This window comes from Cohaesibacter haloalkalitolerans (assembly GCF_003574655.1).
Lineage (GTDB): Bacteria > Pseudomonadota > Alphaproteobacteria > Rhizobiales > Cohaesibacteraceae > Cohaesibacter > Cohaesibacter haloalkalitolerans.
This window is the reverse complement of sequence record NZ_QNUM01000002.1, coordinates 12,556-29,641: the sequence shown is the minus strand read 5'-3', so window position 1 is coordinate 29,641 and position 17,086 is coordinate 12,556. Positions and strand designations below refer to the sequence as shown.

The 17,086-nt window shown below is 56.9% G+C and carries 16 protein-coding genes; 10 read left to right on the top strand and 6 right to left on the bottom strand.

Annotated features, from left to right (window positions below):
* Positions 1-134: 134 nt before the first annotated feature.
* The 3 genes from DSL70_RS04030 to DSL70_RS04020 all read right to left on the bottom strand — a co-directional run bounded on the left by DSL70_RS04030 (position 135) and on the right by DSL70_RS04020 (position 4,688).
* Entirely contained in the window at positions 135-1,157 is a 1,023-nt protein-coding gene (locus DSL70_RS04030) for an L-threonylcarbamoyladenylate synthase (protein ID WP_119306645.1), read from the bottom strand.
* A 259-nt stretch (positions 1,158-1,416) separates the two neighbouring features.
* Positions 1,417-2,955, bottom strand: coding sequence for a M16 family metallopeptidase (locus DSL70_RS04025; protein WP_119306644.1), 1,539 nt, complete (start codon positions 2,953-2,955; stop codon positions 1,417-1,419).
* An 11-nt stretch (positions 2,956-2,966) separates the two neighbouring features.
* Positions 2,967-4,688: a M16 family metallopeptidase gene (locus DSL70_RS04020; RefSeq protein WP_245418091.1), complete on the bottom strand. Its 1,722-nt coding sequence runs from the start codon at positions 4,686-4,688 to the stop codon at positions 2,967-2,969.
* A gap of 728 nt (positions 4,689-5,416) precedes the next feature.
* Between DSL70_RS04020 and DSL70_RS04015 the strand changes: the two genes are divergently transcribed.
* The 5 genes from DSL70_RS04015 to atpF all read left to right on the top strand — a co-directional run bounded on the left by DSL70_RS04015 (position 5,417) and on the right by atpF (position 8,421).
* Complete coding sequence (locus tag DSL70_RS04015; RefSeq protein WP_119306643.1) at positions 5,417-5,773, top strand: AtpZ/AtpI family protein; 357 nt, start codon at positions 5,417-5,419, stop codon at positions 5,771-5,773.
* Between the two features lie 144 nt (positions 5,774-5,917).
* Entirely contained in the window at positions 5,918-6,679 is a 762-nt protein-coding gene (locus tag DSL70_RS04010; RefSeq protein WP_119306642.1) for a F0F1 ATP synthase subunit A, read from the top strand.
* Positions 6,680-6,762: 83 nt separating this feature from the next.
* A complete protein-coding gene (locus DSL70_RS04005) occupies positions 6,763-6,990 on the top strand; it encodes a F0F1 ATP synthase subunit C (RefSeq protein WP_090070561.1) in 228 nt (75 codons plus the stop codon).
* Between the two features lie 378 nt (positions 6,991-7,368).
* Complete coding sequence (locus DSL70_RS04000) at positions 7,369-7,926, top strand: F0F1 ATP synthase subunit B (protein ID WP_119306641.1); 558 nt, start codon at positions 7,369-7,371, stop codon at positions 7,924-7,926.
* 12 nt (positions 7,927-7,938) lie between these two features.
* A complete protein-coding gene (gene atpF, locus DSL70_RS03995; protein ID WP_119306640.1) occupies positions 7,939-8,421 on the top strand; it encodes a F0F1 ATP synthase subunit B in 483 nt (160 codons plus the stop codon).
* Positions 8,422-8,544: 123 nt separating this feature from the next.
* Here atpF and DSL70_RS03990 read toward each other — a convergent pair whose 3' ends face one another.
* On the bottom strand, positions 8,545-9,273 hold the full coding sequence (locus DSL70_RS03990; protein ID WP_162916334.1) for a hypothetical protein: 729 nt from the start codon (positions 9,271-9,273) through the stop codon (positions 8,545-8,547).
* Positions 9,274-9,844: 571 nt separating this feature from the next.
* On the opposite strand from DSL70_RS03990, the gene DSL70_RS03985 reads away from it, so the two are divergent.
* Entirely contained in the window at positions 9,845-10,465 is a 621-nt protein-coding gene (locus tag DSL70_RS03985; RefSeq protein ID WP_119306638.1) for a TetR/AcrR family transcriptional regulator, read from the top strand.
* A 482-nt stretch (positions 10,466-10,947) separates the two neighbouring features.
* The gene (locus DSL70_RS22160; protein ID WP_162916333.1) at positions 10,948-11,100 is read left to right on the top strand and encodes a hypothetical protein; all 153 of its coding nucleotides are present in this window, start codon (positions 10,948-10,950) and stop codon (positions 11,098-11,100) included.
* A gap of 269 nt (positions 11,101-11,369) precedes the next feature.
* Here the strand turns inward: DSL70_RS22160 and DSL70_RS03980 are convergent, their stop codons facing one another.
* Positions 11,370-11,978 (bottom strand): LysE/ArgO family amino acid transporter, encoded by a 609-nt coding sequence (locus DSL70_RS03980; RefSeq protein WP_205563189.1) that lies wholly within the window; start codon positions 11,976-11,978, stop codon positions 11,370-11,372.
* Between the two features lie 192 nt (positions 11,979-12,170).
* Positions 12,171-12,767 (bottom strand): pyridoxamine 5'-phosphate oxidase, encoded by a 597-nt coding sequence (gene pdxH, locus DSL70_RS03975; RefSeq protein WP_119306637.1) that lies wholly within the window; start codon positions 12,765-12,767, stop codon positions 12,171-12,173.
* A gap of 90 nt (positions 12,768-12,857) precedes the next feature.
* On the opposite strand from pdxH, the gene DSL70_RS03970 reads away from it, so the two are divergent.
* The 3 genes from DSL70_RS03970 to DSL70_RS03960 all read left to right on the top strand — a co-directional run bounded on the left by DSL70_RS03970 (position 12,858) and on the right by DSL70_RS03960 (position 17,006).
* Positions 12,858-13,325, top strand: a complete 468-nt coding sequence (locus DSL70_RS03970; protein ID WP_119306636.1) for an RT0821/Lpp0805 family surface protein — start codon at positions 12,858-12,860, stop codon at positions 13,323-13,325.
* Positions 13,326-14,178: 853 nt separating this feature from the next.
* Complete coding sequence (gene nadA, locus DSL70_RS03965) at positions 14,179-15,258, top strand: quinolinate synthase NadA (protein WP_119306635.1); 1,080 nt, start codon at positions 14,179-14,181, stop codon at positions 15,256-15,258.
* A gap of 128 nt (positions 15,259-15,386) precedes the next feature.
* Positions 15,387-17,006, top strand: coding sequence for an L-aspartate oxidase (locus DSL70_RS03960; RefSeq protein ID WP_119306634.1), 1,620 nt, complete (start codon positions 15,387-15,389; stop codon positions 17,004-17,006).
* The last annotated feature ends 80 nt before the right edge of the window (positions 17,007-17,086 follow it).

The window sequence follows — 17,086 nt, the reverse complement described above, 5'->3', positions numbered from 1 at the left end:
AACCCCTTGCACTGGCGTTCATCCTATAGAGAAATGAAGATGAAGCCTACATGAATGTCTGGCCGCTGTGCGCGTTTTTACAAGGGCATGAAGGCACATGGGCTGTCTCGCCGGTGCGATCGCGACAGAAGGGATCAGGCGGCGGCGCGTTTCAGCCGGTCGTTGATGGCCTCGCCGAGGCCCTCGTTGCCGATGGGGGCAACGGCAATGCAGCGGACATCGGGGCGATCAAGTGCCCTGAGGGCTGCAAAGAGCTTTTGGGCTGCCTCGAAGCTGTCGCCGGTCGCCGAGAGATTGACGATCTCGACCGCGCGGTCGGCATGGGCGGGCAGCGTCGGGCCAAAGGCCAGAAGGGCCTCGCCGTCTTCGATCGTTTCAGCATTGAGCCGCACCGGAACCGACGGCGCATAATGGCTGGTCATCATGCCCGGTGAACTCGGGGTCTTGTCGTTTGTACCAGCCCGGGCAAGGGGACGGCCGAGGACGGCTTCCAGATCCTCCGCTGAAACGCCGCCTGGTCGCAGCAAGGTTACCGGTTTGCCGTCCACACAGAGGATGACGCTTGATTCGACGCCGACCCGGCAGGCGCCCATATCAACGATCATGTCGATGCGGTCGGCCAGTTCCTCGCTCACATGCGCAGCGGTGGTCGGGCTGACCCGGCCCGAGCGGTTGGCCGACGGGGCGGCGAGCGGCTTGTCGGTGGCAAAGGCTAGTGCCCGCATTAGGGGCGCATCGGGAACCCGGATGGCAACGGTGTCAAGGCCTGCAGAGGTCAGATCGGCGATGGAGCTTTCCGGTCTCTTGGGCACCACGAGCGTGATCGGCCCCGGCCAGAAGGCCTTGGCAAGTTTCAGGGCATCTTCATTGAACAGCCCATGCAGCTCGGCAGCCGCAAGGCTTGGTAAATGCGAAATGAGCGGGTTGAAGCTTGGCCGGTTCTTGGCCTGATAGATGCTGGCGACCGCCTCGGCGTTGGTGGCATCCGCCGCCAGCCCGTAGACCGTCTCTGTCGGCACTGCCACCAGTCCACCATCAGCAAGCAGCTTGCTGGCGCTCTGAAACCCCGGATCATCTGCAAGACCAGGGGCGGGAGCGCCGGTTTGCGGGTCGATGTCGGGATGAAGCGGGCGCCACTGAGTTGCTGGTCTGGTCATTTTTTTCATTCTGCAATGGGCAAGAAACGGGCAAGGGGTGCGCTAGGGCTGCGCAGTTGGAAGTCTTTTAGTTGATGGAGCGCCCAAGGTCCAGTGTCCGTTTGCATGGCTGATGTCGCGAATGGGCGCGTACGGGTGGCGCGTATGCTCCAGAGAAACGGATACAAAAAAGCCGCCGAAGGGCAGGCCCGTCGGCGGCTGGTGGTATCTGGCGTCGCGCCCGAACTGAGGCTCGGTGCAGAAGCTCAGAGCAGGGCGCTCAGTTTGTCGCGACCTTGGCAGGTTTCTTGCTGCCATTGTCATTGGCCGGTGTCGGCACTGCGCTCGGCTGCTGGTCCGGGCTGATCGCTGCATGCTTGATCTGCTGGCCGACGGTGATGATCAGCAGCTTGGAGGGATCCAACAGTCGCTTGGCGACCCGCTTGGCATCTTCCATCGTGACGCCCTCGATATAGCTGTTGCGCTTGTCGAAATAGTCGATGCCGAGGCCGTCTTCCTGAATGCCCACCAACTGACGGGAAATCTTGGAAGAGCTGTCAAAGCGCAGCGGATAGTTGCCGATGAGGAATTTCTTGGTGTTGGCCAGTTCTTCCTTGGTTGGGCCCTCGTTGCCGAGGCGCTGGATTTCCTGTTTGACCAGCATCAGAGCCTGATCGGAATTGCCGGTGCGAGTGGCCATTCCGCCTGCCAAAATCTGGGTGTGATCATAATCGCTGAGATAGCTGTAAACGCTGTAGGCAAGGCCGCGCTTCTCACGGATTTCTTCATAAAGACGCGAGGAGAAGGAGCCGCCACCAAGGATATGATTGACCAGATAGGCGGCGTAGAAGTCCTTATCCTGGCGTTTGATGCCCGGCATCATGAAGCTGATCGAGGTTTGCGGGGTGGCAAAATCCACATGCTGCTCACCTGTCGTGGCAATGGCCACGTCTGAAATCGGCGCGAGGGTGCCCGTTTCGGGAAGCGGAGCGAAGACCTGATCGAGCATGGCCTTGAGACTATCGGCGTCAATCGCACCCACCACACCGATGAACAGACCGTCACGGGTCATGATATTCTTGTGCATGGAGGCGATGTCGTCCCGTGTGATGCGGGCAAGTGAGGCTTCGGAGCCATCACTGTCCAGCCCGTAGGGGTGATCCGGGAAGGCAGCTTCGCGCATGGCCCGTCCGGCGATGGAGTCCGGGTCGGTCAATTTGCGCTTGGCCGAGACAATCCACTGGGCCCGCATGCGTTCAATCGGGTCTGCATCGAAATGCGGCGATTGCAGTGACTTGCTCAACAGGTCGAAGGCGATCTGCCGGTTTGGCGTCAGCGTGCGCAGTGAGCCATAGAAACGGTCGCGGCTCGCGCTGAAGCTGAGCTTGATGGCGTTGTCTTCAAGGGCGGTCTGAAAGGTCGGGCTGTCCATGTCGCCAGCCCCTTCGTCAAGCAGACTGGTCAGCATGGAAACCGTGCCTTCCTTGCCCGGGGTGTCCTGGGCAGACCCGCCGGTAAAGGAAAAGTCCACGGCGATAATCGGCACGGTGTGGTCTTCCACCAGCCATGCCTCGATGCCCTTGTCACTGACAACGCGCTGGATTTCCGTGGCGCGTGCCTGACCCCAGCTGAACAGAACAAAAAGGCTGGCAAAAAGCCCCAGCAGAATGACCAGCGCGCGAGCGGTGCCTTCGGTCTGTTTGGCAAGAGCCCGGGCCCGGGCTGGACGATGATGCATGGTGGAGTCCTTGGCTGTCTGGTGGATCGGTGCGCGATCGGTCTGGATCTGGCGCATGGGCATTGCCTGTCGTCTGGTCATCTCGATCCTCCTTACTGCTTGACTTCAGTGCTTGGGGCTTCAGCCTTGGGGGCTTCTGCATTTGGGGAAGCAGGGGTCTTGGCGGCATCCGCGGCTGGTTTCGGCTTTGGCTGCCCCTGCGGACGGGACTGTGGATTTGGCACCTTCTGCGATGCCCGAGGCGCTTCCTTGGGGTAACTCATTGCGCGCGCCTTCGGCATCGGCTGGTCCGCTCCAGGGGCGCAATCGGCGGCTTTCCCGGATGGACCGGCGCTGACGCCAGGTGGGAGCAGGTAGCCGGTGACGGAGCGGCTTTCCTGAAGATATTTCGCGGCAACGGCCACCACCTGTTCCGGCGTGACGGCGGCCAGATGTTCGGGCCACTTGCGCAGCGCATCGAGATCCTGCCCGGTGGCAAGCGCCGTGCCGACGATTCTGGCCAGAGAAGCCTGATTGTCCTGGGCATAGAAGGTCTGGGCCAGAATGGCGCGCTTGGCGCGTGCGACTTCTTCCTCGCTCACCCCTTCCTTGATGATCTTGTCGATTTCGCCCTTGATGCCGGTGAGCACATCGTCAACGGACTTGCCGGCCGCCGGAATGCCGTAGAACATCATGTCGGTATCATCAAGCGTGGTGCTCTGGTAATAGGCACCGGCAGAGGTGGCGATCTTGTTGTCCATCACGAGGCTTTTATAAAGACGCGAGTTTGGCCCCGACCCGAGAATATAGGTGAGCAGATCGAGCGCCTCGGCCTCGCCATTCGTGGCGGTGTGATCCGATGGGACCATGTAGGCGCGGCGGACGCTGGGCTGGCTGACCCGTTCGTCGGTGAGGGTCAGCGTGCGGGCCGTGCGCTGCGGCGGCTCCAGAGGGCGAAGCCGTGCCTTCGGTTCGGCCCGGCGCAAAACCTTGCCATAGGTTTCTTCGGCCATCGCCCGGACCTCGTCCTCGTTGATGTCTCCGGCAACGATCAGGATGGCATTGTTGGGAGTGTAGAATTCATTATACCAGTCGATGGCGTCCTGACGGTCCAGCTGCTCCATCTCGTGTTCCCAGCCAATCACCGGAATGCCATAGGGATGATTACGGTAAAGCGCCGCATCAAGGGATTCGCTCAGCAGCGAGCTTGGATCCGTGTCGATCCGCATGGCGCGTTCTTCGAGAATGACCTTCAGTTCCGGTTTGACCTGCTCGTCCGTGAGCTGAAGATTGGCCATGCGGTCCGCTTCAAGCTCCATCATCAGTTTGAGGTGCTGCTTGGCAACGCGCTGGTAATAGGCGGTGTAATCCTGAGTGGTGAAGGCATTTTCCTCGCCGCCCAGTGAGGCCACGATCTTGGAAAACTCTCCATCCGGGTGGGCTTTCGTGCCCTTGAACATCAGATGTTCGAGAAAATGGGCAATGCCCGAAACGCCCGGCTTCTCGTCAGCGGCACCAGCCCGATACCAGACCATGTGGGTGACCACCGGTGCGCGATGATCGGGAATCACCACAACCTGCATGCCGTTTTCAAGATTGAAGGTGGAGAAATTGGTTCCGAATTGCGGCAACTCCGCAAGACTGGCACCCATCGCCTGCCCAAGAGCGCTCACCTTGGCCGGAGCGCCGGCCACCGGCTGGGCGCTGCCTGAGGGCTGGGTGGCACTTTGGCTTGCCAGCGCGGCGGAACCGCCACCAAGCAGGCTGCCAGCCATCAGCATGATCATCACGGAGCGATGGATCGAGCGGTCAATCGAGAGAACCTGTCTTCGCATTCAAATCTCCAGTCTTTCTATTGGTCTGCAAGCGGTTGGTCCGCAGGGCGTTTGCCAGAATGTCCACTCTTGCCACGAAACTCTTGCCAACTGCTAAATCACAGTTGCGGCAAAGCTGTGGCAGAGATTGGCCGGTTTCCCTGATCTGGCCTGATCTGGCCTGATCTGGCCGGTGCCAGCACCATGCTGCTGCGATCAAGCGCTGGCCGACGGCCAAGTCGCTGTCAGGTTGGATACTTTATAAACTAGGAGGGAAATATGGCCGTCCCAAATGAAAAGTTGGTAAGGCGCGGAAGTTGCGATCAAATCAGCTTATGCTGCGTTACAAAAAGTCGTAAGTCTTTTTGATGCCTCTGCGAAGGAGAGGGGACGGGGCGCTTAACGGATTCTCCGCATAGAGAGAATCTATCCCGTCCGTTGAGCCTGTCTATTAGCCTCCAAAACAGGGAGAAACACACAGGTTTTTGCGACTTTCGTATTGATACGAATGGGAAAAATCCCGCTCAAAAATGCGTGAGGGGGTGAAATAGCCAAGATTTCCACGTCGTTTTGCACCCGCGAAGAGCATTTGCCGTCCCCCATTGGACGAACGAATGGAGGATATTTTGCCCTCATTTGCAATTTCTCTAAGGATTACAGGGATATGACTTAGGGATATGCTGGCTTGACACCCCAACTGGCCCCGATTAAGGTGCGCCCGTCTTCGACAGTTGCAGGGGCTCAAAGGGATGACCGGTGAAAAGAAAGCGGAAACTCCGGCGGCGACCACGCAACGAGACGAAGAGCCGGAGCTGGACACGCGCCGGGAAACCTTGGACGCTGAGCTTGCGCGTATTCGGCAGGATCAGGCGACAAGGGAGCGGAAGAACCAGTCCAGCGCCAGCAACAACGGTCTTGCAATGGCATGGCGGCTTGGGTCCGAATTTGTCGCAGGGGTTCTTGTTGGAACAGCCATCGGCTGGCTGATTGATGAATGGCTGGGCGTGAGACCGTGGGGGATGATCATCTTCCTGTTGCTCGGGTTCATGGCCGGAATGCTGAATTTGCTGCGCTCGGCGGGCAAGTTGCCGCCTCCGGGGGCTTGATTTAAACGAACTGTGACTTGCCATGGGCGATAATCGCGGGTAAGGACGCATTTGAGAATTTAACACCAGTCTGTCGAATACGGTTCTGCGCCAAAGGCGCCCCGGGGCAGGCTGGATGACCAGGTTGATTGAGAGGGCAAACGAGTGACAGATCCTGCCGTTGATCCGATTCATCAGTTCCAGATCTATGATATTTTCACTCTGGGCGAAGTCGGTGGTGTGAAGTTCGCTATGACGAACTCCGCAATGTTCATGATCGCAATTGTCGTTCTGATTTCCGCGTTCCTGATTCTTTCGACTTCCGGCCGCGGCCTGGTGCCGACCCGCTGGCAGTCTGCTGCCGAATTGATGTATGAGCTGGTTGCCAGCACATTGCGCAATTCTGCCGGAACGGAGGGTATGCGTTTCTTTCCGTTCGTCTTCTCGATTTTCGCTTTCGTGCTGACAGCGAACGTTCTCGGGCTGGTGCCCTACTTTATGACTGTTACCAGTCATCTGGTGATCACTGCGGCGCTGGCGTTGCTCGTCATCTTCACTGTGATCGTCTATGGCCTAATGCGCAACGGACTTGGCTTTTTCAAGCTCTTCCTGCCATCCGGATTGCCTGTGGCAATCGCGCCGTTTATCGCCATTATCGAAGTGCTATCCTTCCTGTCTCGTCCGGTTTCTCTCTCTTTGCGTCTGTTCGGTAACATGCTTGCCGGTCATATCGTGCTGAAAGTGTTTGCCGGCTTTATCGTCACCTTGACGGCGGCAGGTGTCGGGGGGTGGTTTGCTGGCGTTCTTCCGCTCGGCATGACCGTTGCCCTGACGGCACTGGAAACTCTGGTCGCAGTCTTGCAGGCCTATGTATTCACGATCCTGACCTGTGTTTATCTGAACGACGCAATTCACCCGTCACACTGATAAGGCTTCGGGCTCGTCTGAATGAGTTCAAACCAACATTAACCCAACTCAAATTCTGATTGAATGAAACAGGAGAATTTACAATGGATGCAGAAGCAGCAAAGCTGATTGGTGCTGGTATCGCTTGTATTGGTATGGCTGGCGCCGGTATCGGTGTTGGTACCATCTTCGGCAACTATCTGACCGGTGCTCTTCGCAACCCGTCTGCAGCAGCCTCTCAGTTCACCAACGCTCTGGTTGGCGCAGCACTTGCAGAAGGTCTTGGCATCTTCTCTCTCGTTGTTGCCTTCCTGCTGATGTTCGTTGTCTAATACTGATTGACTGTCCTTAGGGGGCAGGATCAGGCAACGGATAGTTTCAAGGTCTCAGTTACAGCCTTGAACTCTTCAGTGCATTGGAATTTGAAGCGGGCCGACTGACGGTCTGCCCCTTCTGCCTTTGAAGAGCAACAACGATCACCCATGCTTGTCTCAAGACGGAACGAGCCTTCCTTTGTGTAAGGAGGCGTCTCGTGGACGGAAGAGGGAGCAGTCGGATTTTTGGGCAGGGCGCGTCATCGAACACGCCCTTGCTGATGTCCTTGGGGCTAACGGGAATGGCCTGCGATGTCGGCTTCTGGCTGGCTCGTTGAAAGCCGGAACGAAAGCAGGTTCGTTTAGCGGGTCTGACTTTATGATTTGGAGATGACGATGGCGCAACAGCAGATCGATGCGCATACGGAAGTGGCCGGTCACGGCGGAGGAGAAGGCGGGCATTCATCATTCCCTCCTTTTGATCCATCGACTTTTGGATCTCAGCTTCTGTGGTTGGCCATCACCTTCGGGCTGCTTTATTACATTATGTCCAAGGTGGCTTTGCCTCAGATTGCCAACATTCTGGAGGTGCGCCGTGATCGCATCGCCAGCGACCTTGGCGAGGCGGAACGCCTGAAGCGGGACACGGACGAAGCGATTGCTTCCTACGAAGAGTCTCTGGCTTCAGCGCGCCAGAAAGCCCACGGCATTGCACACAACGCCCGTGAAGAAGCAAAGTCTCATATCGAAGCCGAACTGGCCAAGGTTGAGGCGGATGTGGCTAGCCAGATTGCTGCTGCGGACAAGAAGATCGCAGCCGTCAAGAACGCAGCCATGGGCGAAGTCGACGCAATTGCAACGAGCACCACCTCAGCCATTCTGGAGCACATTCTCGGCTCCAACGTCACTGAGAAGGAAGTTGCCGCCGCTGTGTCCACGGTCAAGGCAAACTAGAGGGAGAGCCTGATGGGTACGAATACGCTATGGGCCTTTATCGGTCTCCTCATCTTTGTCGGCATCATCCTGAAAATGGGTGTTCCCGGCACGATTGCTGCAGCTCTGGACAAACGCGCCAAGGCAATTGAAGACGAACTGGATCAGGCTCGCCGCCTGCGTGAAGAGGCTCAGGCCCTTCTGGCTGAATATCAGCGCAAGGCACGCGAAGCCGAGAGTGAAGCGGAAGAAATCGTGATGCTTGCCAAGCGCGAAGCAGAAGCGATGGAGAAAGAGGCTCAGGTCAAGATCGCCGACTTTGTGGCACGCCGCACCAAGCTCGCCGAAGACAAGATCGCCCAGGCCGAAGCCAGTGCCCTCAGTGAAGTCAAGGGTGCCGCCACTGATCTGGCCGTCAAGGCTGCCGAGAAGATCCTCACTAAGAAGATGGAAGGCAAGGCAGGCAAGGATCTGCTGAAAGCATCCATCGCCGAAGTCGGCACCAAGTTGCACTAGTCTGGTCCGTCGGACAGGACAGAAGAATTCTGAAGCCGTGGCGCTGAATGCCGCGGCTTTTTTGTTGGGCGGAGGAGCGTCATCAGGCGACAATCCGTTGAGCCCAAGAGATCTTTTCCGGCCTCAGAGGCCGGAGCCGAGCAGCCACGATATGCCTGTTTTCAGACCGACACAGCAGACATTGGCAAAGACACCGTCCGAGAGCCGTTGGATATCCCTGTGCAGGTCCTTGTCCTGCAGGCGTTTGCCAAGGGCAGGGGGCTCGTCTCTGAGCCAGATGATCAGGGTGGTGTCGGGTTCATAGTTTTTTGCTGCCTTGCGTAGAACGGCGCGCTTCACTTCCCGTTCCACCTCCTGCAGGCTGATGCTGAAGGGGCGGTAGCTCTCGATGACCACACCCACGCGCGACAATTCCCGGTCATGCCGAACAAGGTCGGCACCCTGCCGCGGGTTCATTGCTCGCGTGATTTCCAGATAGCCCTCCCGGTCGGGCGAAATATGGGGCTGGTTGGAAAACATCCGGTACATGGCGTCGAAACTGCAGCCGTTGGCCGTCTTCGGGTCGCCACTGCCGGTTCGCGTGGCGCAGACCTCAAGGGTTGAGTCCCAATGCCGCATGTCGCCGCTGATGTGTTTGCCAAAAAGCAACAACGGGAGCCACTCATCGACATGCTTGGCTCCCGGTCCGCTATGGGATGATGATGGATGCTGCTGGACGAAATAGGGGCGTTCGTTGGCCAGTGCGCGATCGAAGGTCTGTATTCTGAGGCTTTCTTCCCAGAATAGCGCTTCAAACTCACAAATATTGAGCCAATCGGTCAGGGCTGGGTCTGATGGACTTTCATAAATCATGCGACTTGCTTCCAAGAATCGTTTGATCTTATCCATTTCCATAACTATTCAGCCGAACTACGGACGAAAAATCAACTCACTTACACCGAATCCGTGCGGGATGCGTGTTGCCAAATTTGGAAATACTTAAAACTACTTCAGTATTGGTCAAACGAATGCGACAGCACCTGCGGTGCTTCGAGGGCCGACATCAGCTTGCGTCAATTTTGTATATTTATGACGACACTGATCCAGTGCCCGCATAGAGAAGTATAAGAGTGGTTGGCACCAACAAACTAGGGCGGCGCAAAACCGGTCATGGATGTGTCTCCAAGCGGACCGGACGAAGCCTTGGAAAATCGATCTTTTGGTTGGTACATCGTAGCGGTGAATGAAAAATGTCTTTAGTAACAAGGTTGCTATCAAGCGTTGACAAGCATTTTTCAATCATCGATTGTGAATATAACCAACAAGGCACCGACGCCCACCACTGGACCAAGGCAACACGCCATACACCCGGGTGACGACGCCCTGATGCGGCCATGTGAGATGAGTACCTTGTGACAGCAAGGCAAGACCTGGTTGAAATACGATGACCACAAAAAGCAAAAGGCAGACTGAAGGAAAGCGCAGCACACGGGAAATCATTCTCGAAGTGGCTGAGCAGGAGATCGCCCGCAATGGCGTCGAGGGTTTTCGGCTCAAGGATGTCGCCGAGAAGGTCGGTGTCCAGCTACCGTCTCTCTATGCGCATTTTGACAGTCGCAAGGTGTTGCTTGAAGCTCTGACCGATGAGTTTCTGGGCAAATTGCTGGATATCTACAAGGAGCTATCAGCCCTGCCGCCTCGCGAGGCACTGCTTGCCAGTGCGGACCGTACGATCGATCTCTATCTTGCTAAACGGGGCTATGCCCGCCTGCTGCTCTATGATTTTCCTGCTCCCAACAAGAATTCGATTCTTGCCAGCAGTGAAGACAAGATCAATGAAATTCTCAATCTGATCGAAGCAACCATCAAGAGAGGTGTTGCCCAGAATACGGTTCGCAACATTTCAGCAGAGCTATTCCTCTCCTTCCGGCTTGGTCTGACGTTGTTTCCCTTGTTCATGCGTCTGGACAGGAATGGAGGGGACATGGTCACGGATCGGGAGATCATCAATTCGATCAAGCGCGAGTCAAACTATCTTCTGGCCCACTTTATCGCGGTCCGCTGAATCGGGCCGGCAATGCCCTGATCGTTGATCGGAACGAGCTGTTGGAACAGGGCTTGCCGCTTTGAGAAGTGCAACGTGTTGCTGCTGGCGCGCAATACAAGTCATCCGATTGTTACATACCGAATATGCAAATTTGCATGAGAAAAGCTTGGGTACAAGATTTGCGGCTCGAAATGGCGAGTTTTGCCTCAAAGTTGTGCAGATTTGACGAAGACTTCCAATATATATATTGAGTATCGCTTCTTTTAAGAAATTATGTGCTGAATATTTAAGTTTTGAAAAATTATGTTCTTTGTCGTTTTCCTCAAAAAGGAAATGTGATTTCTGCACATCTCCCGCGCATAAATCGAATGGCTTTGTAGGGGAATATCCAAAAAATCGGGGAAAGATAGTCAGGTTTGGACTGAGTCAAACATCTGGAAGATACTTTGGGCTAAGGTCTGTTTACCGGAGTGAACTGGCAAATTTGACGAGACATGACCATGCCTGAACAAGCAAAAAAATCTTCTTCGATTGATCTTCTGCAAAAAGAATACCACGAAATCGGTATTCCTTCCGTTGCTGCTGCTTGCTGCGTCAAGAAGCACATCGAAGCCAAGCACAAGGATTACGATCCTGTTCATGACAAGAAATAGGATCTCTTGTTAGAATTGTCGCCGGCGGATCCTGTCCGGATCTGTGGTGTTGCTGCCCTTGGTTCCTGTCTTGGGCCTGCAATTCTGTCAAGGACCCTGATGACGCGTGATTGAGCCTAGGAGCCCCTCAACGGTCTCCAACCCGCATGGCTCGCTTGCTGGCGCATCCAAGCTTGGTGCGGTTGACAGCGGATTTCGCGCGAAAGCCAACAATGTGGAAGCGCTTCACATCGTGAAGCGCTTTTTGCGTCTGGTGCAGACGTTCGGCCTCAGAAAGCGCTGTGGATCAGAGACCAGGCCAATAGCCACATGACTGTGCCGATGATGAAATCGAGAATGCGCCAGGCAATGGCCCGCTCGAACAGTGGCGAGAGAATGCGCGCGCCGTAACCAAGGGCAAAGAACCAGACGAAGGACGCGCTGATAGCCCCGATGCCGAACAGCCACTGCTGCACGCCCGGCCAGCGGGCCGATAGACTGCCCACCAGCATTACCGTGTCCAGATAGACATGGGGATTGAGATAGGTGAAGGCGAGTACGGTCATCACTGCGTTTCTGAGACTGACAGCCTCAGCTTTTCCTACATGCATGCCATTGCTCTTGAAAGCCCGGATGAATGCCTGCAGCCCATAGATGGCCAGAAAGGCAAACCCGCCCCAGGTGATCACGGTCAGCAGGGTGTGCGATTGCTTGACGAGTGTCCCCATGCCCGCAACGCCTGCTGTTATCAGCAGCGCGTCGGAAAAGGCGCAGATCAGAACGATGGGTAGCACATGCTGTCGCTGGAGCCCGAGACGCAGGACAAAGGCATTCTGCGCCCCAATGGCGATGATAAGGGAAGCCCCCAGCAGAAACCCCTGCAACAGAGGAGCGGTCATGCTTGTAATGGTCATGGTGGTTACTTGGAAAGGGCCACTAGGGCCGGAAGGGAAAAAACCGGGCATCTGGTCGGTTGATGTCCGGTCGTTTGATGGTGATCTGCCTAGCCGTAGAAGGTTCTGACAATGTCGCTCGCCGGGCTGCGCCTTCGCTCAGGCTCGGGAACTTTGAAAAGCTCCCCGCCAGCAAGCTTATGGATAGAGACGGGTCTTCTCCCAGCCACCTTCGACAGCCTTGAAGACAACGCGGTCATGCAGGCGGAACTGCCGGTCATGCCAGAATTCGATCTCCTCGGGAACCACGCGGAAACCGGACCAGTAGTCCGGGCGAGGAATGCGGCCGATATTGAACTTGGCGGTATATTCCGCAACTGATTTCTCAAGGGCAAAGCGGCTTTCCAGCGGCCGGGATTGCTTGGAAGCCCATGCGCCGATCCGACTGCCGCGGGCGCGGGAATCAAAATAGGCATCAGCTTCTTCCTTGCTGACAACTTCTACGTTGCCCCGGATACGCACCTGACGTCTGAGGCTTTTCCAATGGAAGAGCAGAGCGGTCTTGTGGCTGGCAAGCAGCTCACGGCCTTTCGCGCTTTCAAAGTTGGTGTAGAAGACAAAACCCTTTTCAGAATAATCCTTCAACAGCACCATGCGGATATTCGGCATACCACTTTCGTCGACCGTGGCAACAGCCATGGCATTGGGATCATTGACTTCACTGGCTTCGGCTTCCGCCAACCAATGAGAAAAGAGCTCCAGAGGCTTATTTACCTCAGTAAAGTTACCACTCATTAACCTTCCTGGCTGAAAATAGTTTTATCAATTCAAAGGTGGGACCTGCTTGATGAGCAGGCTCAGCCCGGGAGTTTAAAGGAACCGGACATGTTTGGCCATAGAGTCCCTGCATCTATTTACAGCGTCGCGCGCGGCGCCGTAAAGCTGTGCGTGGTGGCCACCTGTTGTTCCCTCGGGGCCTGTGCTTCTGTCAGCTTTGTAGGCTCCAGTGCCAAGATCGATGAGATCAAGACCGGCTCTACGGGCCTTACCAATAGTCTGCTGGCTGGCATAGATCCTTCCGACTGGCAGGTTCTTCTCGACCGCATCTCCTCCTTCGACAAGGTCGCCATGCAGAGTGGCGACATCAATGCCGACTGGGCCAATCCGGCAACCGGCTCGAAAGGCCGCATCACCCAGGTGCGCAAGCTGCCTGACATGATGAACGAAGAATGCCGTTCCTTCAAAAGCTCGATGCATCGGGTGACCGGTGTCGAGAATATCGAAGGCCAGGCCTGTCAGGTCCCCGATGGCAGCTGGCAGATCGTCAGCTTCGCAACCGGTGTTTCCGTCTAGCACGCCATTTCCCGTGATTCCCACTGCTTGAAAGCCTGTTGCCTGTGCTCACACCACTTGGGCGACGGGGCTGTTGGCATGTGCAGCCGCGCGCCATGTTGGCCCAAGCGGATGCAATGGTCATTTTTCCGGATGGTTGTCAAAGAACTGTCATGAAACTTGGATAATTTGAGCCTCAAGACAGATCAAGATTTGAAAATTCATAGTTCAAGGCTTTCAGAACCTAATCCTGTTTCGTTTTTATTTGCCGCCTGTTTACAAATTTTGCCAGCACGAGATCCTGTTATTTTTCCTGTTTTTGAGAATGGACCCAAGGCCGAAAGGCCTTGGGTCTTTTCTTTTGAACCTTGAAAAACGCAATTCGCTTGCTTCTGAATTCATTGCGTAATTCCGAAAGTATAGGCAAGTCGCCGGCATTTGGCCGACGAATCTGACGGTTGGAAAGGCGTGGGGATTAAGGCGCCAAAGGCTGCGACCGCAGGCTCCACTTATCCCCCGGCGCGCTTCAGGGGCTGGAAATCCCGCCGGGTTGGCCCTATATTTTTCGAAATAAGTAATACTGCCCAAGGGCAGGGGACCAGCGGTGCGCTGGTTGTTTTATTGCTCTCCTTATGCTCAGTTTGAGCATAAGTTGGGTTGCTGGAATACCGGAGCATAACAGGGCGAGGTGTCCTCTCCGGGAGAACAGTGTCCACCGCTCCGAGCCTGTCGCAGGACTGCTTCAGGTCGCGGGGAGGAGGGCCGTCTGGAGACAGGACGCAAGGGGGGGATCGACCAGAAAAGCCCACGGCGTTTGAGACGTATCCGGACAGATCGACAGAGCACCGCACTATTTGAAGGAGGCCAGAATCGCATGATGATGCCCGCCCAGACCGCTACCGATTTCGCAAAACGTGCCCCGAGCAAGGCCGCGCAGGAGAGGGGAATCCTGCCTATGCCAGATCTGGCCTACACCGCAGAGGTGGCTGCCGAGACCGCAGACATCTATGAAAAGGTCAAGCACATCATTCCCGCGATCGAATGGCCCTTTCATGCGCCCTATGTTGCTGCGATCAACCGGCTGAAAAAGGAGCGCGGCGCCGTTATTCTCGCTCACAATTATCAGACGCCGGAGATTTTTCACGGCGTCTCCGACATCCGTGGCGACAGCCTGCAACTGGCCATTGAGGCCGCGCGTTCGGATGCGGACCTGATAATCCAGTGCGGTGTGCATTTCATGGCGGAGACATCGAAAATTCTCTGCCCCGAGAAGACCGTGCTTATTCCGGATAGCACGGCAGGCTGTTCACTGGCGTCTTCCATCACGGCAGCTGACGTTCGCGCCCTGCGCGACAAATATCCCGGCGTACCGATCATCACTTATGTGAACACCTCTGCGGCCGTGAAGGCGGAGTGTGACATCTGCTGTACCTCTTCGAATGCAGTGGCGGTGGTCGAAAGCCTGGGCGTGGATCGTGTGCTGCTGGTGCCCGATCAGTATCTGGCGCGCAATGTCGCCGCCCAGACGGATGTGGAAGTGCTGACATTCGCGGGGTCCTGTGAAGTGCATGAGCGCTTCACCGCCGACGAGATCCGGGCCTATCGTCGTTCCATGCCGGATGTGCAGGTCATTGCCCATCCAGAATGCCCGCCAGAGGTGGTCGCCGAAGCCGACTATTCCGGCTCCACCAAGGGCATGATCGACTGGGTGAAAGGCAAGCGCGGTGGCAAGGTGATGATGATCACCGAATGCTCCATGGCCGACAATGTGGCCAGCGAAGCGCCCGAGGTCGAATTCGTCCGGCCCTGCAATCTGTGCCCGCACATGAAGAAGATCACCTTGCCGAAAATCCTCGATAGCCTGCTCTACATGCAGGAAGAGGTCACGGTTGATCCTCTCGTTGCCGACAGGGCCCGTCTGGCTGTCGAGCGGATGATCAATCTGAAATCCTGACATCGAAGGCCCGGGACAACGGCAACAGGCTGACCCGGGCCTTTTCTTTTCTTCCCCCATCCTGCGCCGGGCGCGGGCCGTTCCCCTTGCGGAGCGCATGCATTCCCGGCCAGATTGAAGTCACGTCCATGATAGTCTCTGCCCCCGACGATTTCCGACCCGAAAGCTGGCAACGCAACGATGACGTCATCATTGTTGGCGGCGGCCTGGCCGGTCTCTTCTGTGCCTACAAACTGGCACCGCGCCCCGTAACGCTTATTTCTGCCGCCCCCATTGGAGAGGGCGCGTCTTCCGTATGGGCGCAAGGCGGCATAGCGGCGGCGGTCTCCGAAGGCGACAGCACGGAGTCGCACTTGAGAGACACCATCGAGGCGGGCGCCGGGATCGTTGACGAGAACATCGCCCGGCTGATGACCGAACAGGCACCGATGCGCATTCTCGACCTGTTGGAAGTGGGCGTACCCTTTGACAAGGATCTTGAGGGCAAATTGCGCCTCAGCCGTGAGGCGGCGCATTCAGCCAGTCGTGTGGTGCGCGTATCCGGCGACCGGGCGGGCTATGCCATCATGGCGGCGCTCATTCTGCGGGTGGTTGAGATGCCGTCCATTCGCATCGTCTCGGGCTATCAGGCCGAACGGCTGCACATGGAGGGGCGCTATGTCAAAGGTATCGTTGCCCGCAACTGTGCCCGGCCCGAGGACGAGGAAAGCAGCACCATCTTTTTCCCGGCTCGTGCCGTGGTTCTGGCCTCGGGCGGATCGGGCAATCTCTATCGGGTGACAACCAATCCCCCCGAATCCAACGGCGACGGCATCGCCATGGCGGCAAGGGCCGGGGCGGTCATCGCCGATCCGGAATTTGTCCAGTTCCACCCCACTGCGCTTGATGTCGGCAAGGATCCGGCGCCACTGGCAACCGAAGCCCTGCGCGGTCATGGTGCCAAGCTGATCAACAGGGCCGGTGAACGCTTCATGCTGGCAGAGCACAAGCTGGCCGAACTCGCTCCGCGCGATATTGTCGCCCGGGCCATTCACCGTCAGGTGGAGGCAGGAAACGGTGCGTTTCTTGATTGCCGAGAGGCGATTGGCGCGGCCTTCCCGGAGGAATTTCCCACCGTCTATGGCTATGCCGAGGAAGCCGGGCTTGATCCCGTCACCGAGCCGTTGCCTATTGCCCCGGCAGCTCACTATCACATGGGCGGCATTCTCACCGATGCCCAGGGGCGCACGACCCTTGACGGGCTCTGGGCCGCAGGTGAGGTGACTTCCACCGGAGCCCACGGAGCCAACCGGCTGGCCTCCAACTCGCTGTTGGAGGCGGTCGTGTTCGCTTCGCTTGTTGCTCATGATATTGACCAGCAGCTGAGCGCCCCCAAGCATGAACTCTGGCAACCCATCCGCAATGAAAGGCGCGCCCCGGCGGTCAATCAGCCCCGGCAGGATATCGAAAGGCTGCGCGCCACCATGAGCCGTTATGTCGGCGTCGAGCGCGATGGGGAAGGGCTGAAAAAGGCACTGGAGATCATCGCCGAGTTGGAGGCAAGGGCCGTCAACGACAGTTTCCGCAATCATCTCATTGCCAGCAAGCTGATCACCGTTGCAGCCTTTTTGCGCACCGAGAGCCGCGGCGGGCATTATCGCATCGACTACCCCGAGCCACGCGAGGAATGGCGTCACAGGACCTACATGACATTGAAGGACGCCGAGGCGCAGATGGACCGGATTCTCGGCAAAGCAACTGCCGATTGATCTAGAACAGCGCCTTTGGCACCGCCTTTTGCTAGCTGAAGACGCAAGGATGAAACGCACCAGAAAAGACCAGATCTGGA